19 protein-coding genes are annotated in these 20,166 nt (G+C 48.8%); all 19 read right to left on the bottom strand.

Annotation, left to right across the window (positions count from 1 at the left end):
• Nucleotides 1-1,305 precede the first annotated feature (1,305 nt).
• The 19 genes from lysS to hpt all read right to left on the bottom strand — a co-directional run bounded on the left by lysS (nucleotide 1,306) and on the right by hpt (nucleotide 20,147).
• A complete protein-coding gene (gene lysS, locus ACTHRH_RS22345; protein WP_144936841.1) occupies nucleotides 1,306-2,796 on the bottom strand; it encodes a lysine--tRNA ligase in 1,491 nt (496 codons plus the stop codon).
• 152 nt (nucleotides 2,797-2,948) lie between these two features.
• Nucleotides 2,949-3,425, bottom strand: coding sequence for a transcription elongation factor GreA (gene greA, locus ACTHRH_RS22340; RefSeq protein ID WP_144936838.1), 477 nt, complete (start codon nucleotides 3,423-3,425; stop codon nucleotides 2,949-2,951).
• 271 nt (nucleotides 3,426-3,696) lie between these two features.
• A complete protein-coding gene (gene dusB / locus ACTHRH_RS22335) occupies nucleotides 3,697-4,713 on the bottom strand; it encodes a tRNA dihydrouridine synthase DusB (protein WP_144936835.1) in 1,017 nt (338 codons plus the stop codon).
• Nucleotides 4,713-4,940 carry a helix-turn-helix domain-containing protein gene (locus ACTHRH_RS22330; protein WP_440417695.1) on the bottom strand — a complete coding sequence of 76 codons (228 nt, stop codon included), beginning with the start codon at nucleotides 4,938-4,940 and terminating at the stop codon, nucleotides 4,713-4,715. The genes dusB and ACTHRH_RS22330 overlap by 1 nt, the downstream gene beginning before the upstream one ends.
• Nucleotides 4,892-5,428, bottom strand: coding sequence for a 2-amino-4-hydroxy-6-hydroxymethyldihydropteridine diphosphokinase (gene folK / locus ACTHRH_RS22325; protein WP_379288085.1), 537 nt, complete (start codon nucleotides 5,426-5,428; stop codon nucleotides 4,892-4,894). The genes ACTHRH_RS22330 and folK overlap by 49 nt, the downstream gene beginning before the upstream one ends.
• Nucleotides 5,429-5,431: 3 nt before the next feature.
• Nucleotides 5,432-5,794, bottom strand: coding sequence for a dihydroneopterin aldolase (folB, locus tag ACTHRH_RS22320; protein WP_379288083.1), 363 nt, complete (start codon nucleotides 5,792-5,794; stop codon nucleotides 5,432-5,434).
• Nucleotides 5,795-6,574, bottom strand: a complete 780-nt coding sequence (gene folP, locus ACTHRH_RS22315; protein ID WP_379288092.1) for a dihydropteroate synthase — start codon at nucleotides 6,572-6,574, stop codon at nucleotides 5,795-5,797.
• 247 nt (nucleotides 6,575-6,821) lie between these two features.
• Nucleotides 6,822-7,700 carry an aminodeoxychorismate lyase gene (gene pabC, locus ACTHRH_RS22310; RefSeq protein ID WP_440417693.1) on the bottom strand — a complete coding sequence of 293 codons (879 nt, stop codon included), beginning with the start codon at nucleotides 7,698-7,700 and terminating at the stop codon, nucleotides 6,822-6,824.
• Between the two features lie 89 nt (nucleotides 7,701-7,789).
• Entirely contained in the window at nucleotides 7,790-8,383 is a 594-nt protein-coding gene (pabA, locus tag ACTHRH_RS22305; protein ID WP_440417691.1) for an aminodeoxychorismate/anthranilate synthase component II, read from the bottom strand.
• A gap of 37 nt (nucleotides 8,384-8,420) precedes the next feature.
• Nucleotides 8,421-9,992 carry an anthranilate synthase component I family protein gene (locus ACTHRH_RS22300; protein ID WP_440417689.1) on the bottom strand — a complete coding sequence of 524 codons (1,572 nt, stop codon included), beginning with the start codon at nucleotides 9,990-9,992 and terminating at the stop codon, nucleotides 8,421-8,423.
• Nucleotides 9,993-10,166: 174 nt separating this feature from the next.
• Nucleotides 10,167-11,105: a cysteine synthase A gene (gene cysK / locus ACTHRH_RS22295; protein ID WP_144936812.1), complete on the bottom strand. Its 939-nt coding sequence runs from the start codon at nucleotides 11,103-11,105 to the stop codon at nucleotides 10,167-10,169.
• A gap of 96 nt (nucleotides 11,106-11,201) precedes the next feature.
• Nucleotides 11,202-12,140: a peptidylprolyl isomerase gene (locus tag ACTHRH_RS22290; protein ID WP_144936809.1), complete on the bottom strand. Its 939-nt coding sequence runs from the start codon at nucleotides 12,138-12,140 to the stop codon at nucleotides 11,202-11,204.
• Between the two features lie 23 nt (nucleotides 12,141-12,163).
• Nucleotides 12,164-13,036, bottom strand: a complete 873-nt coding sequence (gene hslO, locus ACTHRH_RS22285) for an Hsp33 family molecular chaperone HslO (protein WP_144936805.1) — start codon at nucleotides 13,034-13,036, stop codon at nucleotides 12,164-12,166.
• Nucleotides 13,037-13,116: 80 nt separating this feature from the next.
• The gene (locus ACTHRH_RS22280; RefSeq protein WP_144936802.1) at nucleotides 13,117-13,881 is read right to left on the bottom strand and encodes a type III pantothenate kinase; all 765 of its coding nucleotides are present in this window, start codon (nucleotides 13,879-13,881) and stop codon (nucleotides 13,117-13,119) included.
• Complete coding sequence (gene nadC / locus ACTHRH_RS22275; protein ID WP_144936799.1) at nucleotides 13,878-14,744, bottom strand: carboxylating nicotinate-nucleotide diphosphorylase; 867 nt, start codon at nucleotides 14,742-14,744, stop codon at nucleotides 13,878-13,880. The genes ACTHRH_RS22280 and nadC overlap by 4 nt, the downstream gene beginning before the upstream one ends.
• Complete coding sequence (gene nadB / locus ACTHRH_RS22270) at nucleotides 14,737-16,350, bottom strand: L-aspartate oxidase (RefSeq protein WP_144936795.1); 1,614 nt, start codon at nucleotides 16,348-16,350, stop codon at nucleotides 14,737-14,739. Before nadB ends, nadC begins: the two co-directional genes overlap by 8 nt.
• A gap of 38 nt (nucleotides 16,351-16,388) precedes the next feature.
• Nucleotides 16,389-17,327 (bottom strand): quinolinate synthase NadA, encoded by a 939-nt coding sequence (nadA, locus tag ACTHRH_RS22265; RefSeq protein ID WP_144936793.1) that lies wholly within the window; start codon nucleotides 17,325-17,327, stop codon nucleotides 16,389-16,391.
• Nucleotides 17,328-17,524: 197 nt separating this feature from the next.
• On the bottom strand, nucleotides 17,525-19,516 hold the full coding sequence (gene ftsH, locus ACTHRH_RS22260; RefSeq protein WP_144936790.1) for an ATP-dependent zinc metalloprotease FtsH: 1,992 nt from the start codon (nucleotides 19,514-19,516) through the stop codon (nucleotides 17,525-17,527).
• A gap of 88 nt (nucleotides 19,517-19,604) precedes the next feature.
• Nucleotides 19,605-20,147: a hypoxanthine phosphoribosyltransferase gene (gene hpt, locus ACTHRH_RS22255; protein WP_150960550.1), complete on the bottom strand. Its 543-nt coding sequence runs from the start codon at nucleotides 20,145-20,147 to the stop codon at nucleotides 19,605-19,607.
• Between the last annotated feature and the right edge of the window lie 19 nt (nucleotides 20,148-20,166).

The following is a 20,166-nucleotide window of genomic DNA, read 5'->3' as shown; positions in this document are numbered from 1 at the left end:
GTGGATACGGTCCGAAAACCGTATACGCACTGGCTTCATTCATTCACTCGTTGTTCAGTTTTCAAAGGGCAATGCTGATTCTAACAGCCTCTCGGCAATTATCGCATCTCTCAAGCGCGACCTTCTTATAATATCACGCTTTTCCGCTTTTGGCAAGAGCATAAATATTTCCAAACCGGCTCTCTTCGTAATTTATATAAGAAACAAGTCGGCGCTTATAAAGCTCTTCACCAAAATTGGTTAGAGATCGATCGGCTGTCGAGATGATTGCTCAAACCATTATCGGCATTCAATGATGCTCAGATAATTTAAGACAGCGAAAAATAATGTAACATATTCTTGGGACCAAAATCAACTTCATTTTTTACCAAATTAATAATAAACAAAGCATTATATATTTTTCGCGCAGCCCCGGGCTAAAAAAACTCAACTTTCGTAGAGTGAAAATCGGTCCAAGGGTTTGATGTAACTGAAGAAAATATAAGGTTGGACATAGATATTGCACAAATAGAAAACCACCGCTTCCATAGGTCGTCGGTCTAGCTGTAATTTATGCAGGTAAATTCAAGCGAATGGTACAAAGCGATAAAATTAAATGGAAAAACAGCAGTTAGAATCGAGATTTTTTGCTGAAATCGCCCTTTTTGCAAAAATTACTGCAGTTTTTCCATTTAGACCCCCATGCCGCTGACCGCGGCACCATCAGATGATGAAAATGGATGGATTTTCAAGGTAGAATAGAGTTGAATTGCTTCAATAGTGTGAAATTTGAAAACTAAATGGATTTCATACAGTTAGATTTCTATATTCGGAAGAAATATGGAAACTAACTGGAAAACCTACAGCTAGTTTGCGCCAAAACAGCCGTTTCGCCCAAAGCTGCCCATTTTAACTGTAGTTTATCCAGTTAGTTTGATCATTTTCGCCCATTCGCTTGAATCTACCTGTACAAAATACAGTTAGATGTGCCGCTCCGCTTGCAACGATGCCTGCAGACGGTAAAATAGACGGATTTTCAAGGTAGTTTCCATCTTTTGCTCCAGAGGAGCAAACTAGCTGTATAAAATCCAGCTAGACGCGCCATTCCGTTTACCACGGCACCAGCAGGAAATGAAAATAGACGGATTTTCAAGATTTTCGAGATAGCATCCAAGTCGGCAAAGGTTCAGCATAAAAGCCGGGAAATGAACAGACAATTTTCCTAATAACGTCAAGGGTTATTGAGCAATTTCAAGCTGCGAAAGTCAAGTTAAAAATTCTAAACTGCAAAAGAAAAAACGCCCCGGCGTGGGGCGTTGATCATGGTTAGTGCTTGTCCCGCATATGGGGAAATAGAAGGACATCCCGAATGGAAGGAGCATTGGTCAGAAGCATTACCAAGCGATCTACACCGATACCCAATCCCCCAGTTGGAGGCATCCCGTATTCCAAAGCATGAATGAAATCTTCATCCATCATATGCGCTTCATCGTTGCCCATCTCACGCTCTTTAAGCTGGGCTTCAAACCGCTCGCGCTGATCGATCGGATCGTTCAGCTCAGTAAAGGCATTGGCATGTTCCCTAGCCACTATGAACAATTCAAAACGATCCGTAAATCTCGGGTCCTCCTCGTTTTTCTTGGCCAAAGGAGAGATCTCCACAGGATGGCCTGTAACGAAGGTGGGTTGAATCAAAGTTTCCTCTACTAGAGTCTCGAAGAATTGGTTAACTACATGGCCGAAAGTCATGCCGGGCTCGACCGGAACGTTATGCTCCTTAGCCAAAGCCAAAGCTTCCTCATCCGACATCTGCTTGCTGAAATCTACGCCAACCACCTCTTTGACCGCATCGACCATAGAAATTCGTTTCCATGGAGAACCGAGATCCACCTCATGCCCCTGGTATTGAATGGTGGTCGTTCCGAGCACTTCCTGGGCAATATGCGCAATCAGCTCTTCTGTCAATTTCATAATGTCTTTATAGTCTGCGTAAGCTTCATAAAGCTCAATCATAGTAAATTCGGGATTATGGCGGGTGGAAATTCCTTCATTCCGATATACCCTGCCAATTTCATAAACCTTCTCCAAACCGCCTACAATTAGCCGTTTCAAGTGCAGCTCTATAGCTATTCTCATATAGAGCTCCATATCCAGCGCATTATGATGCGTAATGAACGGACGGGCGGCGGCCCCTCCCGGAATAGCGTGAAGCGTCGGAGTCTCTACTTCGAGATAGCCTTTAGCATCTAAATAACGGCGCATCGACTGAATAATTTTCGAACGCAAAATAAACGTTTCCTTGACCTCTTCACTCATGATGAGATCGACATAACGCTGACGGTAACGAAGCTCAACGTCCTTCAACCCGTGAAATTTATCGGGAAGAGGGTATAAGGATTTGGTCAGTACCTTTACAGATTTGGCTTTAACGGAGGTTTCACCCGTTTGTGTTTTAAATACGGTTCCCACCACGCCGACAATATCCCCGATGTCCAGGATGTCGAATGCCGAATATTCCGTTTCCTCTACCGAATCTTTACGTACATAAATCTGAATTTTACCCGTTATATCTTGAAGGTGCGCGAAAGACGCTTTGCCCATCCCTCTCTTTTGCATAATCCGTCCGGCGATGCTGACTTCAACGTTCATTTCCGCAAGCTGTTCTTTGGAGTATTCCCCATAAACTTTCAAAATGTCATTTGCCATATGAGTCCGCTCATATTTGTGCCCGAACGGATCGACACCTAAATCGCGCAGCTCGTTCAGCTTGTTGCGGCGAATGGTTAACAATTCATTAAGCTCCAGCTCCTGGCTCATCCAATCATCTCCTTCAATCATTAGTCCTATTTTACCACATAAAAATCTTTAACTGCTTTACAAGTATAGAAACTTCTCCTTGGAATCCAATGAAAAAAGCTTCCCCAGGAAGCTTTTTTCATCCACAAAATGTTAGCGGCTGATGCAAGCGCTTATTTTTTTATATCGATGATCTCATATTGAATGATGCCTGCAGGAACGTTGACATCAACAACAGCACCCTTCTTCTTGCCGAGAATCGCTTTACCTACCGGACTTTCGTTGGATATTTTGTTTTGCGATGGATCGGATTCAGCCGTACCGACGATCGTATACTCGAACGTGTCGTTGAACTCAATGTCCTTCAGCGTGACGATGGAACCGATGCTCACCGTATCCGTGTCTACTTCATCATTGTTGATGATACGGGCATTTCGAAGCATTTTCTCAAGGGTGATGATCCGACCCTCAATGAAGGCTTGCTCATTCTTGGCATCCTCATACTCGGAATTCTCGCTGATATCTCCGTAGCCGATTGCAATTTTAATCCGTTCCGCCACCTCGCGGCGCTTGACCGATTTAAGATTTTCCAGTTCTTCTTCCAGTTTCTTTAGACCTTCCTGGGTAAGAATTACTTCTTTTTCACTCATTCTTCTTATATCTCCTGTCATTGTGAAAATTGTCATACGAAACGGTCTTACCTCCACTGATGGTTACGTAAAAAACACATGTAGCAAGCTTGCCGAATGGCGCCTTGAATCGGTTCGACACGTATCTGTAATGACCTGATCCAATAAATAATATATTGCTCATATCGATCAAAATGACTGATATTTAGGTTTTGTTAATTTGGTTATTGACTGATTATATTGCAACCCTACAGAAATGTCAATCAAAGGGAATTGCCCCCATAATCCCGAATTACAGCGCCAATGCGCCTTCGGGAGTGGCCAGGGAAGGCCCTTCTTCCTCAAACTGAGAGACGAACTGCTCCAGGATTTCGACCAATGTATTGCGGTCCAGCAATTCCATGATCTTGTCTTTGACACGGGCCGCGCCCGGAATACCTTTCAGATACCAGGCCATATGCTTACGCATCTCTTTAACCGCCACTTCCTCTCCTTTCAAGGCAATAAGCCTATCCAGGTGAATAATGGCAATGCGGATTTTCTCCCGCGGGGTCGGGTCTGGCAGAAGCTCTCCATCTGTAAGGTATTTAACGGTTCTATACAGCATAAATGGGTTTCCGAGTGCGCCTCTGCCGATCATCACTCCGTCGCAGCCGGTGTGATCCAGCATCCTTTGGGCATCCTCGGGAGTGAATACATCTCCGTTTCCGATAACCGGAATGGACACGGATTCTTTAACTTCCTTAATGATATCCCAATTGGCGTGCCCGCTATACATCTGCACCCGAGTCCGTCCATGTACGGATACGGCCTGGCCACCGCCGTTCTCTACCGCTTTGGCATTCTGCACGGCATAAATGTGATCTTCATCCCAGCCGATTCTCATCTTCACGGTAACCGGCTTGGACACTGCCTTGACGACGGTGGAAATCATCTGCTCGATGCGTGACGGATCCAATAACCATCTTGCCCCGGCATCACATTTCGTAATCTTGGGAACCGGGCAGCCCATATTGATATCGATAATATCGGCATTCGTATATTGATCTACAACTTTGGCCGCCTGAACCAGCGTTTCGGTGTCTCCGCCGAAGATTTGCAAGCTGAGCGGCTTCTCCCGTTCATCCACATACAGCATTTGCATCGTCCGTTCATTCCCATGCACGATCGCTTTGTCGCTGACCATCTCCGCGCACACGAGCCCGCAGCCGAACTCTTTGGCAATCAACCGGAATGCAGGATTGCACACTCCGGCCATAGGCGCCAGAACAACTTTGTTTTTAGCGACGACATTGCCTATTTTCAACATTATAACAACCCCTTCCTGTGGGCCTTGGAGCTCTCAAGCTCCTCCTGTTCTATACCCAACACTTCAGCAATCTGATGGATCGTCTTGACATCCGCTTTCCGGGTGCCTCGTTCAATAGAGCCTATGATCGATACGGAGATTCCCATGGACTCCGCAAGCTCGATCTGGGTAAGCCCCTTTAATTTGCGAAATGCCCGGATCCGGGCTGCCAATTCGTTTGTTTCCACAGCTTAACCCCTTCCTTTCCTTGTGCCGATACCGCCCATTCGGTTATAAGGGAGAAGCCAGGGAATTCCTCTTCAACGATCTCCATTAGAGGGACAAGAACAAAAGCCCGCTCATGCATACGCGGGTGTGGCAAGGTTAATGACCCGGTATCCATCACTGCATCCTCGAACATCAGAAGATCCAGATCAATGGTTCGCGGGCCATAACGGATTTGTCTAACTCTTCCCAAAGAAGACTCTACCCTAAGCAGTTCCTCCAGTAAAAGCCGGGGCTCAAGCCCAGTCCTCAGCATCGCAGCCATGTTTAAGAAGGATCCCTGCTCCTCATATCCTACCGGCTCAGTTTCGTAAATACTTGAACACCGGACGACTTGAATAAGACGATGCTCGTCTAATCTCTGTAATGCTTTCTGTAAGTATTGCTCACGGTCGCCCAGATTAGAACCCAGTCCAATATAGGCCGTATTGTTAACTGCAACTGCATTCATTATTCAGTCCCGCTTTCTGTTTATTTCCACGGTGACTCCATCAAAGACAATATTGAACGGAGGATGAGGCTTAATGACCCTGACCGTAATTTCATTGATACTAGTATAAGTTTGCAGCACTTCAGATGCAATGCTTTCGGCCAAAGCTTCTATTAATTGGAATTTCCGACCCTCTACCTGTTCCTTGACGGTAGCATACACTTCCGCATAGTTAACGGTATATTCCAATTGGTCCGTAGTTCCTGCCTGCCGAAGCGGCAAAAACAGCTCCACATCCACATAAAATCTTTGACCCAGCTGATTTTCCTCCGGGTAGACGCCATGGTAACCGTAAAATTCCATTCGCGACAGAACGATCTTATCCATCTACACACCCTCCCGATTCCACGGAGAACGAATGATAGCATCGGCCATCGTCACCGCGCGCTTTATTTCCTTGACATCATGAACCCGGACAATGTCGACTCCTTGGGCGATCCCCCATATTACGGTAGCAGCTGTACCTTCCAGAACTTGATCCGCCGGTAAGTTCAAAGTATTCCGGATGAACGTTTTGCGGGAGGTACCCAATAACACAGGATAACCAAGCTCGCCAAATTCAGACAAAAATTTCATCGCAATCAGGTTTTGTTCATAATTTTTGGCGAACCCTATTCCCGGATCCAACACAATTTGATGATCCTGTACTCCCGCTTCTTTCGCCGACCGGATCATTATCCTCAGATCGTTTAACACATCGTCCATAAAATGCTTGTAATCGGTATTGCTTCTATTGTGCATCAGAATGATCGGACAGTCATACTGGGCCGCTACGGAAGCCATCCCGAAGTCGGCCTGGCCGCCCCATACGTCATTAATAATATGTGCTCCGGCCTCCAGAGCTTGCCTTGCCACTTCCGCCTTATACGTATCGACGGAAATCGGCAGATTCATCGCCCGGCTGACCGCTTCTATAGCCGGTATGACCCTCTCCAGCTCTTCATCCAGTGACAGCACTTTAGATCCGGGCCGGGTCGATTCTCCGCCGATATCGATAATATCCGCCCCATCCTCGGCCATTTGCCCGGCACGTTCTACGGCCGCTTCTACGGTATTATAACGCCCTCCATCAGAGAAGGAATCGGGCGTAACATTCAGAATCCCCATGACCAAAGTTCTCTTGCCCAATATCAAGGAATGATTTCGGCAGACAAGCTGCTTGTATCCGGCTCCGCCGTCTTTCCGGTCAGGGCCGCCCAACCATCCTGTCTCCTGCTCTCCCATCTTGATCCCTCCTTTAGTTGAATATTCGTCAACTGCTCGCTGATTTCTACAATTACTGTGCGTCCGGCTGAACAGTCAACACCACGCTTACATTCATGCGAATTGGCCCGGTAGAGTTTAATGTACCGGTTTATTTACTCCAACAATAACTCTGATAATCCTCATGTAATTTCGCTGCGATCGGGCCTGGTCCTCCGGCGCCAATCCGGCGGCATTGGCCATCCTCGTCAAATAAAACGGAAATCGGGACGATTTCCTGAATCGAATTCGTTATGAACACTTCGTCTGCTTCCAATAGCATTTCCCAACTGTAATGCCCGGAATGGACCGGAATGGACCTGCTCTCGCATAAGCGGATAACGAATTGACGGGTAATGCCGGGCAAAATGCCTGTGTCCAGGGAAGGGGTAAAACACTCTCCGGCAGATACAAAGAACAAATTACTGACCATTCCTTCCGCCAGATGACCTGACGAATTGAGAAACAATCCTTCCGCATGGACTCCGGCCAGCCATGGATACTGAAGCAATTCCCTTTTCGCCAAAATATTATTCATATAATGAAAAGACTTCATTCTCCATCCGGCTTCCGGACTGTTCCGCCTCAGCTTTAACCGCTGCAAAGGGCGGGCGGATGCTTCCCAATTGGGGCGCGGAGGAAGAGATTTGGCATAAAAAATAACGGAGGGAGAATCGTAATCTGCCGAGGGCAGCCCGATTTCCCCAATCCCTGCCGATACGGATAACCGGATGTAGGCATCGTCCAGACCGTTACGGGCCAATAATTCGCGAATAATCTGCATAATGCCTGACCGGTCAGGCTGATATCGAATTCCCAGCTCTCCGCAATCCTTCTCCAACCGTGACAAATGCTCGTCCAGCAAGAAGGGACGGCCGTTATAGGTTCTGAACGTCTCAAACAAACCGATCCCGTAAAGAAAGCCGTGATCGTATGCGGAGACCACGGCTTGATGATGTTCTATCCATTGACCGTTCATGTATAGGATCATGCCTTGCTCCATCCTTTATCCATCAGCTTTCCCGAACTGTAAAACAAGACCATTAAGCCCGTCTCGTCCTGATATCCACACTAACGAAATCAAGAAGCCGTCCGTTCTTTCCAACCTCTATAGGTTTCGATAAAATTGCGCAGCAGTTGCAGGCCATGATCGGTCAATATTGATTCCGGATGAAATTGAACACCTTCTATAGGGTACTCCTTATGGCGTATCCCCATAATCTCTCCCTCTTCCGTTTCCGCACTGATTTCCAATTCCGTCGGGAGGGTATCCCTCTTAACGATTAAAGAATGATAACGAGTAGCGGTGAAAGAGCTGGGTATTCCTGTAAAGATAGTTTTGCCGTCATGCAAAATAGAAGATGTTTTGCCATGCATCAATTTATCCGCCCGGACGACCTCGGCTCCGAAAGCCTGTCCGATCGATTGGTGCCCGAGACAGACTCCAAGGATCGGAATCTCTCCTTTAAACCGTTCGATTAATGCCAGACTGATTCCAGCCTCATTGGGAGTGCACGGACCCGGGGAGATCAACAAATAATCGGGGCGAAGAGAGGCTACTCCGTCCAGATCGATTTCGTCATTTCTCCGTACTTCTATTTGCTCTCGAAGCTCGCCTAAATATTGGACTAAATTATAAGTAAAGGAATCATAATTATCAATGACTAAAATCACAAATAGACCTCCTCGTGTCCAACTCCATATAGAATAGTTAATCCGTCGCGACCGCCGCCGATTCGCTGCACTCAATCGCTTTCCATAGCGCTTTCGCCTTATTAATCGACTCGGTATACTCCTTCTCCGGAACCGAATCGATCACAATACCCGCTCCGGCTTGAACATAACCGACTCCTTGCGTGACAAGCAACGTACGTATAATAATATTAAATTCCATATTGCCGTTGTAGTCAATCCAGCCGATCGCTCCGGTATAGGGGCCCCGTCTGACCGGTTCCAGCTCCTCGATAATTTCCATCGTCCGGATTTTGGGCGCCCCCGTTATCGTACCTCCCGGGAATACGGCAGCAATTACATCGTAGGCATCCTTGCCCGAAGCAAGCTCTCCCTGGACCTCGGACACAATATGCATAACATGGGAATATTTCTCTACGACCATGAAATCATCCACCCGCACGGTCCCATAGCTGGAGATTCTCCCCAGATCATTGCGAAGCAAATCAACGAGCATGACATGCTCGGCACGTTCCTTATCGTTATGGATTAACTCGGCGGCGAGAAGCCCGTCCTCTTCACAGTCGGCTCCCCGGGGCCTGGTCCCGGCAATAGGCCGTGTTCTGACCTTCCGATCCTCCAGCTGCACAAGAAGCTCGGGAGAACCCGATACAAGCTGGAACTCGGGGTAGCGCAGCATCCCCATATAAGGGGAAGGATTGATCAACCGCAGCCATTCGTAAACTGTCTCCGGGCGGGCTCGAAGCTCCTTGCTCTGTCTGACGGACAAATTAACCTGGAAAACGTCCCCGGCGGCAATATAACTCTGAATTCGTCTGACGGCTTCAATAAAGTCATTCCTGGGAAAAGAGGATTCTATCCCCCTAATAGAAGATACATCGATCTCTTGAGACTGCTGCCTAAGCCATTCCAACCGCCGGGATTGCTCAGCCTCTTGCTGTTTCCCCCGGGTTTCTATAATGGCGTCCCATTGCCGCTTCATCCTCTCCACGCGTCTCTCCGCTTCCTGATAAAGCTCTCTCAACAGGCTATTGCTTGTCTGATCTCTAGCCTGTTCCGGCAGATCCAGATGAACCGCACAGTAAAGCTCGCCGCTCTCTTGATCGACGATCCACAATTCGTTGAATTGAGTCATGACATATTCGGGAACCGGCAGATCGTCATCAGCCGCTTCGGGCAGCTTCTCCAGCGAGCGCATGACATCGTAACCGAGATATCCGACACATCCTCCGATAAACTTCGGAGCCCCGGGCACAGAAGGTACGCGATACGGTTTCATCCACTCCTTAATTAAGGCCAGGGGCTTGCCCGTCCTTCGCTCCCTTGTCCCATCCGCATAGACCGTTATGGTCGCTTCCTCTCCCTTTCCTTCAATCGCAGAGCGCGGTGAAAGCCCAAGGAAGGTATATTTTCCCGATTTCCCGCTTTCCAACACAAACGTTGAAGGGCTCTCACCGCTCCAGGCCTGCTCCCAGGACCGGGGACGTTCATACCCGGACGGAAGGGAATACTTGCAGACATAAGGAAGCATAGAGTAATCTTCCGAAGACCACTCCAACCATTGCTCCCATGTTGTCATCTTCTCTTGCATTGACCGATATCCCCCATTCTGCTTGACCGCCATGCAATTAGAAAAGAAGAGCCCCTAGCGGGGCTCAATGTTGTACTGTACATAAAATATATTAGTTTGTTATCCGAGCAGCTTAATTCGATCGACGTTAACAGTACTCTAAATACCGTCTTCCAATAGATATCCTGGATCGGCTCAATCTTCAAATTGGTACAAGGGAGTGCTGAGATAGCGTTCCCCGTTGCTTGGAATAACGGCCACCACCCGCTTGCCCTTGCCCAGCTTCTTGGCTACCTGAATAGCAGCGTAAATGGCGGCGCCAGATGAAATTCCTCCCAGAATTCCCTCTTGCTTCGCGACAGTCCGGGCAGTCTCGAAGGCATCTTCGTTCTCCACCTTGATAACTTCGTCATAGATCTCGGTATTTAATATGTCGGGTATAAAACCGGCGCCCAAGCCTTGAATTTTATGCGGACTCGGCTTGCCTCCAGACAAAACCGGAGAGGAAGCCGGTTCAACGGCATAGATCTTAATATCGGGGAAATGCTTCTTCAGTACTTCACCGGCGCCGGTGATCGTTCCGCCCGTACCTACCCCGGCGACGAAAGCATCCAGCTTCCCGTCATGTCCCTGGATGGCTTCGACAATTTCCGGACCGGTGGTTTCACGGTGTACTTTGACATTGGCGAAGTTCTTGAATTGCTGCGGCATGAAGTAATTTTCATTCTGTTCCAGCAATTCCTCGGCCTTCTTAATAGCGCCCTTCATACCTTCCGGTCCGGGAGTAAGAACGAGCTGCGCCCCATAGGCACGCAATAGATTACGGCGTTCCATACTCATAGTCTCCGGCATGACAAGAATAGCTTTGTAGCCTTTGGCAGCGGCGACCATGGCGAGTCCTATCCCTGTATTCCCGCTGGTAGGCTCAATAATCGTATCCCCTGGTTTAAGAAGACCTTCTTTCTCTGCCGCTTCCACCATGCTGATCGCTATCCGGTCCTTGACACTGGCCCCTGGATTTTGGAATTCCAGCTTCAAATAAATTTCGGCCGCATCATCCGGCACAATCCGATTCAAGCGCACTAACGGTGTATCACCAATTAATTCCGTAACATTCTGTACCAATTTAGCCATAAAAAACACCCTCCCCGGTTTATTTCCGACTAACTCAGTTGGTTTTATTTGATTTTACCAATCTATTGGGTGCATTGTCAATATGTTTTCTCTGTTTTATGATTGAAGTGATGTATCCAGAATGACAGCCTCTCTTTTCTTACGGATGGTGGCCACTACCTCTTTTAAAGGCGGGGCCTTCTGTAAGGACAGCCTCTTCTTTACCATCTCATGAATTTGTTCCTTCGTGCCTATGGAATCAACCTTCCGATTGGTCAGCTTAATGACGGCATATCCTCCATCCAATGGAATAGGCCGGCTAATTTCGCCTATCTCCATGCTTCGGGCCGCTTGCAGTATGCTCTCATCTACAAATGGATCATTATCTTCAATCCAACCCAGATCGCCGCCATCCGAAGCGGACATAGTGTCAAGAGATCTCTCTGCCGCCAATCGGGCAAAATCCGAACCGCCCGAAGCCAGCTCATATACTTTATTAGCCTGCTCTAACGATGCGGATATGACCTGTGAAATCCGAAGATGAACCGTATCCCGGAATTCATCCTTATGAGCTTGAATGTAATCCTCGATTTCCTTATCGGTTACTTTCACGTTGGAGGTGGCCAGCTTCTCCAGGAGAAGCTTGTAATAAACATCATCCCTGAGTTCTTCCCGAGTTAGGCCAAGCTGTTCCTTCATAGAGCGATAATAGGCATCCATACTTTCGTACCCTTGACTCATTCTGGATAGCTCATGCGTTATTTCTTCTTCAGAAACCGCCAATCCCATCTCATCCGCTTCCAATTGAATCGCTGTACGATCCAACATTTGGTTCAGCAGCTCCGCTCCGTATTTCTGCAGCAACTTATCTTCCAGCACGCTTAATAGGATGTCTTGGTCGCCTACCCTGCCCACAATTTTATCATCCTTGGGCGGCAAGGCACCGTTGTCGGAAGGAGAGACGGAAGAATTGCGGAGCAGGAGCAAAGCGGACAGTAGAATGACGGCAGCAGCCAGCAGGACATTCAAACCAACTAACCATTTAGTATTTCTCATCTCATCTCCTCTCCATCCGATAACTAATTGATTTTATCTGCTATTTCTTGCAGTTCTTTCCCCGAGAACTCATAAGCTTCATTGCAGAAGTGGCACACCACCTCTGCCTTGCCATCCTCCTGTATAATTTGGGAGATCTCTTCTTTGCCCAAGCTGATGAGCGTCTGCTCCACCCGGTCCCGGGAACAGTGACAGCGGAAATGAATATCCATCTTGTCCAGCAAATGGATTTCTCCTACGGCTGAAGTCAGAATAGCTTCCAGAGATTGCCCCGAATCCATCAGAGTGGTGATGGGAGGCAGTTCGCTCAAAGTTTGCTCGATTCGGCTTATTTCTTCATCGGTTAAACCCGGCAGCAATTGAATGATAAATCCTCCGGCGGCCTTAACCGAACGATCGACATCTACTAGCACACCCAACGCCACAGCAGACGGTGTTTGCTCCGATTTGGCAAAATAATAAGTAAAATCTTCGCCCAGCTCGCCCGATACGATTGGAACACTGCCGCGGTAAGGCTCCTTCAAACCGATATCTTTCGTTACATAGAGGAAACCCTCCCGCCCGACAGCTCCGGCTACATCCAGCTTGCCTATTTCATTGAGAGGCAGATCGACTTGCGGTTCGTCTACATAACCTCTAACTTCGCCGGCCGCATTAGCATCGACAACAATCTGACCGATCGGGCCGCCGCCTTTCACCTGGATCGTTAGCTTCTCTTCACCCTTCAGCATCGCGCCCATCATCGCCCCCGCTGAAACCGTACGGCCCAATGCCGCGGTCGTCGTCGGGGTTAAACCGTGTCTTCGGCGAAGCTCCTCAACTACTCCGTTCGTCCGAACGGCGAGCGCCCGCACTTTGCCTTCAAATGCGGTCGCACGAATTAAATAATCCAACATAGGTTCACCTGCTTTATTCCTTAAGTTATTGGGTGTGTAACCGATAAATGGTCCTTCGTTGATGGATGATCCTCTTTCGTTTATACATTCCGCTCATAAATAAGACGCAAGCCCTGAAGCGTGAGCAAGGGGTCTACCACATCAATCACTTTCGATTCCGACGCAATCAATTCAGCCAGCCCCCCGGTTGCAATCACCTTCGGATTCGTTCCGAATTCCTCGCGAATTCTGCTGACAATTCCATCCACCTGGCTCGCATATCCGAAGATAATCCCCGCCTGCATCGATGTTACCGGATTTCGGCCCACCGTACTCTTCGGCTTGACCAGTTCAATTCTCGGAAGCTTGGCCGCCTTCTGATACAGAGCCTCGGTAGAAATCCCGATCCCCGGCGAGATAGCTCCCCCTATGTACTGGGCTTGCTCATCTATATAGCAGTAAGTAGTGGCCGTCCCGAAATCTACAATAATCAGAGGGGTCCCGTAGAGCTCGATCCCCGCAACGGCATTGACAATCCGGTCAGCGCCAACCTCACGCGGATTTTCGTAACGTATGTTCAGACCGGTCTTGATTCCCGGCCCAACGATAAGCGGAGTCTTCTTAATATATTTTAAGCTAAGCTGCTCTAATGCAAACATAAGGGGAGGAACTACAGAGGAAATAATAACACCTTGAATGTCTTCAAGCTTAATTCCTACATAATGGAAAAAATTATAGACCATCATTCCGTACTCGTCAGCCGTACCGGAACGGTTGGTGCTGACCCTCCAATGGTGCAGCAGCTGATCCTGTTCATAAATCCCCAGGACGATGTTTGTGTTACCGACATCTACGACCAAAATCATGAAGTCGCCCCCTTTCGCTGGTTAAGGTCGAGACTGATGTCCAGTGCGGATACCGAATAAGTCAGACGGCCGACAGAAATGACGTCAACTCCGGTCTCTGCGATTCGTTTCACGGTTTCCAACTGTACGGAGCCGGAAGCCTCTACTAAAATATACGGGTAGCGGGTCTTAATCTTTGTAACGGCGAGCTCCATTTCCTCCGGCTGCATATTGTCCAGCATAATAATGTCTGCTTGGGCAGATAGCGCTTCTTCGAGCTGATCGAAATTTTCCACTTCCACCTCGATTTTCATCGTATGTGGAATTTGGCTTCTCGCCGCCCGGACCGCCTGAGTGATTCCGCCCGCCCCTATTATATGATTATCCTTGATCATGACCGCATCATACAACCCGAAGCGGTGATTATGGCCGCCTCCTACCTTGACGGCATATTTCTCCAGCATTCGATGGCCAGGTGTCGTCTTGCGGGTATCGACCAGCCTCACAGCGGTCCCTTCCAACGCTTCGACAAATTGGCGGGTACGGGTTGCAATGCCCGACATTCGCTGCAGCAGATTAAGAGCCAGCCGTTCTCCGGTCAAGATGCTGCGGGTGCTCCCTGCAACCTCGGCCAGAATCGTGCCTTTCCGAACGCTAGCCCCCTCTTCAACCTGTGCAGTGAACCTCAGTTCCGGGTCCACTTCAAGAAAAACCGCTTCAGCAACCGGAAGACCGGCTATAATTCCGTCTTCTTTGGCATGAATGATTCCTGTGGAACGGCTGTCTTCAGCAATTGTCGACAACGTCGTCACGTCTCCCGTCCCAACATCTTCATGTAACCAAAGACGCAATGACTCGCGAAAAGTTTCATTCTTTTTAAACATCGCCGATTTTCTCCTCCAAAATTCCATCCGTATGGCTGAACAAAATATGCTTCCTCCATACTAAATCATCTTTCTCCGGAAAGTCTTCGCGGAAATGGCCGCCCCTGCTTTCTTCGCGGAGCAGAGCCGCTTTCGTCGCGAGCAGAGAGCAGACTAATAAATTCGCGAATTCGTATTCCTCTCTTTTGGTCAGGCGGTAGTCGAAGATATGAATTTGTTTCGATAATTCCTCATAACCTTTCTGCAGTCCCGTAGATGTCCGAGTGACACCTGCGTATCGGAGCATAATCTTCTGCAGCTTCAGTCGCCTTTCAATGAATGGCCGGATCGGCAATTCCCTGTCCGGGTTAGCGAACCGCACATCGGGGATTCGGTTGACCGGCTCCAGCTCCTTGATTCTCTCTACGATCCTGCGGCCGAAGACGATAGCCTCCGACAAGGAATTGCTGGCTAATCGATTGGCGCCGTGAACTCCCGTTGAGGAAACCTCCCCGCATGCAAATAACCGCTTGACCGATGTCTCCCCGTGCAAATCCGTCTTAACCCCGCCCATCATATAATGTGCGGCCGGGGCTACCGGGATCCAGTCCGAAGACAAGTCCAGGCCATAATTAAGACAAAACTCATAAATCGTTGGAAACCGCGCCTTCACTTTCTCCTCGGATTCGTGGGTAAAATCCAGAAAGACGAAGGTCGAATTCGTCTTCTCAATCTCGCTGACAATCGCACGGGCGACGATATCCCTTGGAGCCAGCTCCAACTGATGATGATACCGCTCCATAAATCTTTCGCCGTTAATATTGCGAAGCACTGCACCTTCTCCCCGAACCGCTTCCGAGATCAGAAAACGGGGAGCCCCCGGATAAACAAGCGCCGTAGGATGAAACTGGATGAACTCCATATCCCGAATAACGGCTCCTGCACGGTATGCTATAGCAATCCCGTCTCCAGTAGCAATGACCGGATTCGTTGTGTAGCGATACAGCTGTCCGGTTCCGCCGGTGCACAGGACGGTAGCCTTTCCCTGAACATAGACTTTGCTGCCGTCCGGTTTCTGCACCCATACCCCATAGCATTCCCCATCCTGGGTAATTAAGTCAATGACGAAATGATCATCCCAAACCTCAATATTGGGATGCTGGAGGGCTTTGTCAGATAGAGCGCGCACAATCTCATATCCGGTAGCATCCCCATTGGCATGAAGAATTCTTCTCTGACTATGGGCCCCTTCCTTCGTTAAGGCCAGTTCCCCGTTTTCCAAATCAAATTGGGTCCCCATGCGGATCAAATCTCTGACCCCCTCGGGACCTTCATGCACCAGAACATTGACCGCTTCCGGATCGCATAATCCGGCTCCGGCGATCAGAGTATCCTGTCTATGGTACTCCGGAGAATCCTTCTCCGAAATGACCGCAGCGATTCCCCCTTGGGCGTAACGCGTGTTGCTTTCGAGCAGGGATTTCTTCGTAATCAACAGTACTTTATCGGTTTCCGCCGCCCGAATGGCAGTGAACAGCCCGGCAATCCCGGCCCCGATCACAATAACCTCTGCTTGCTTGACAGAGGCGGCAGACAGATCTATATCAACTAAATAGCGGGGAATCATTCTCTCACCTTTTTCTCATACAAAGGAAGTAGCGCATGCTACTTCACCTGCAGCATGCGCTCTAACGAAGCTCTCGCTTGATCCGCAACATGAGGCGGCACATAAATTTGCGGAGATAACGTCTCCAAGCATTTGGCCACCTTCTTCAAGTTGTTTACTTTCATGTTGGGGCAAACCAAGTATTTCGTAGCGAAATGGAAGGTCTTATCAGGACTGTCCTTGCGAAGCTGGTATCCCGTTCCATCCTCTGTTCCAACGATGAACTCTTGCTTATCCGACTCCTTACAATACTGGATGATCGCTGTCGTACTGCCAACGAAATCGGCCAGCTTAACGACCTCCGGCCGGCATTCCGGATGAACGACAAATTCTGCATTGGGGTATTTGGCCCTCATCTCTTCGACATCCTTCACGGTAAGCATGTCGTGAGTGTTGCAGTAACCTTCCCAAATGATCATTTTCTTATCTGTGAATTTAGACACATAGTCGCCCAAATTTTTATCCGGAACCCAGATAATTTCCTCGGAATCCACCGATTCAATCACCTTGATCGCATTGGATGAGGTGCAGCAAATATCGGTTTCCGCCTTCACCTCGGCCGAGGTGTTGATATAAGCTACTACTTTGGCATTGGGATGCTGCTTCTTCAAAGCGCGCAAACCGTCCACATTCACCATGTCGGCCATCGGACATCCCGCTCTTTCATCGGGAATGACGACCGTCTTGTTCGGCGCCAATATCTTGGCACTTTCGCCCATGAAATGAACTCCGCAGAATACTATGACTTCGGCATCCGTAGTCGCCGCCTTCTGAGCCAGCAGGAAAGAATCCCCGCGAAAATCGGCAACCTCTTGTATTTCGTCTCTCTGATAATAATGAGCAAGTATGATGGCGTTCTTCTCTTTCTTCAATTGAAGAATCCGTTCCTTCAACTGTTGGTTCTGCTCTTCCTTCCGCGCTAACGCGAGAGCCTCCATCCCAACCCTTCCTTCCTTCATGACCCCTTATTCGGCAAGCGGTCGGGCACCCCCAACCCCTTCTCCCCCTAAAGGATGGTGTAAGTTTAACCCTAATTTACACAACCTTAACTAAGGTGTCAATGCGGAAAAAGGCGGGAAACAACAAAAATCCGGGAGCCTTCTGCAGGCGATTCCCGGATTTGTTGACCTACCCTTTATTCTTCTTCGTTTTCATTTTTATCTTGGCCCGAACCCGGTTTATTTGTATCCTTCGGCTGGTCCTGACCTTGAATTTTAATTTTCATTTCTTCTTCTTTCTTATAGGCATCATAAGCGGATTCCGTTGCTCCCTCAGATCCCGGAGCTTCATCTCCTACCGTACCATGCTCGATCAGATGAATAATCTGTTCTTTAACCAATGTTTCTTTCTTCAATAGCGTCTGAGCCACCAGGTGGACTTTATCTTCATGATCCTTAAGTATCTGCTTCGCACGATCGTAGCATTGACGGATCATGCTCTGCATTTCCTGGTCGATTTCGTAAGCAATGGCATCACTGTAATTCTGCTCATGCCCCAAATCCCGACCCAGGAATACCTGTCCCTGAGAGTGACCGAACTGCATCGGTCCAAGCTTCTCGCTCATTCCATAATCGACAATCATGCGTCTTACGATGGAAGTGGCCTTCTGGAAGTCATCATAAGCCCCGGTACCGATCTCTCCGATGAACAGCTCCTCGGAGACACGGCCGCCCAACAGGCCGACCACCTGGTCCAGTAGTTCAGATTTGGTAATGACCAGCGGATCTTCCGCTTCCTTGGGCTGCATCATGACATAGCCTCCGGCGCGGCCCCGCGGTACGATAGTGACCTTATGAACCATCCATGCATCTCTTGCATAGTACCCGATAATCGCATGCCCGGCTTCATGGTAAGCCAGAGTCTTCTTATCGCGTTCGCTGATGACACGGCTTTTCTTCTGGGTTCCGACCACAACTCGGTCGAACGCTTCCTCTACTTCAGCCATGCCGATATCTTTTCTGTTGCGGCGGGCGGCGATCAAGGCAGCCTCGTTCAACAGATTCTCCAAATCCGCGCCCGTAAATCCGGTCGTGTATCTGGCCAATACATCCAATTTAACGTCCTTGGCCAGAGGCTTGTTGCGGGCATGTACCTTCAGCACCGCTTCACGGCCTTTAACATCCGGACGGTCTACCGTAATCTGACGGTCGAAGCGTCCCGGACGCAGAAGCGCAGGATCCAGAATGTCCGGACGGTTCGTAGCGGCGATAATGATAATTCCTTCATTTGCACCGAAGCCATCCATCTCGACGAGCAGCTGGTTAAGCGTCTGTTCCCGCTCGTCATGCCCGCCGCCCAAACCGGCGCCGCGCTGACGTCCAACAGCGTCAATCTCGTCAATAAATATAATACAAGGAGAGTTCTTCTTAGCATTCTCGAACAGGTCGCGAACGCGGGAAGCCCCTACTCCGACGAACATCTCTACGAAATCGGAACCGCTTATGCTGAAGAACGGCACTCCCGCTTCACCGGCTACCGCTCTCGCCAATAGCGTCTTACCTGTCCCTGGCGGTCCGTTAAGCAGAACGCCCTTGGGAATTCTTGCTCCGACAGCAGCGAATTTACGTGGATCCTTCAGAAATTCGACCACTTCGACCAGTTCCTGTTTCTCCTCGTCGGCTCCAGCCACATCCTCGAAGGTGACCCGCTTCTTCTCTTCGTTATATAAACGGGCTCGGCTCTTGCCAAAATTCATCACTTTGCCGCCGCCGCCCTGAGCTTGATTCAGCAAGAAGAAGAACAGGATGAAAATAATGACAAAAGGAATGATCGACGTCAGGAACGTGATCCATATGCTTCCTTCGTCCATTTTCTCATAGACCTCTTCTTTAACCCCGCTTTCCTCAATCAGGACAATAACCCTCTCATCCAAAGGGGCACGGGTTTTGAAGCTTTTGCCCGATTCAAACTTTCCCTTTATGACGTAGGTATAGCCTTCCGGCTTGACGATGACTCTTTCAATCTTATCCCCCGTCGTTTGGGCTGCTGCATTCTTTAATTCTTCGCGGAATTGATTGTACGTTATCTGCTCTTCAATTTCATTCTGATTGCTGATAAAACGCACAATACCGATGACAACTAAAAAGAGAATTAGATAAAATCCGGTATTTCGGAGGACCCGATTCATCCCCTACCTCCTCTCAAGCGGCACACTTGTTTTATTTTACCACAGCAGGTCTCGGCTTCACAATAGAGCGTAATATTGACTTCGCAGCCTAAGCTTTAGAGTATACTTCTTCTTTTAAGATGCCGACATAAGGCAGGTTCCGGTATTTCTCCGCGTAATCCAACCCGTACCCGACTATAAATTCGTCCGGCAGGGTAAATCCTGTATAATCCGGCGTTAACTCGACCGTTCTCCGCGCGGGCTTGTCGAACAGGGCGACCACCGAAACGGAATGAGCATTTCTTCTCTCCAGAATGTCGATGAGATAGCTCAGGGTCAAGCCGCTATCGATAATGTCTTCGACAATGAGGACATCACGGCCTTCCAGCGGTACATCCAGGTCTTTAATAATCTTGACAACCCCCGATGATTTAGTCGATTGCCCGTAGCTGGACACCGCCATGAAATCAAGCTCAAGCGGTACAGTAATATGTTTGACAAGATCGGCCATAAAAATAAATGCGCCCTTCAGAACACAGATGACGAACAAGTTGCGGCCCTGGTAATCCTCGCTAATTTTGCGGCCAAGCTCCTGCACCTTCTGCTCGAGCTGCTGCTCGGTGTACAGCACTTCCTTTATGTCGTTATGCAACAATGAAACCTCCTACTTT

The sequence above is a fragment of the Paenibacillus sp. SAFN-117 genome (assembly GCF_051966115.1).
GTDB lineage: Bacteria > Bacillota > Bacilli > Paenibacillales > NBRC-103111 > Paenibacillus_L > Paenibacillus_L residui.
The sequence above is the reverse complement of the archived record's forward strand: the minus strand, read 5'-3'. Positions and strand labels throughout refer to the sequence as shown.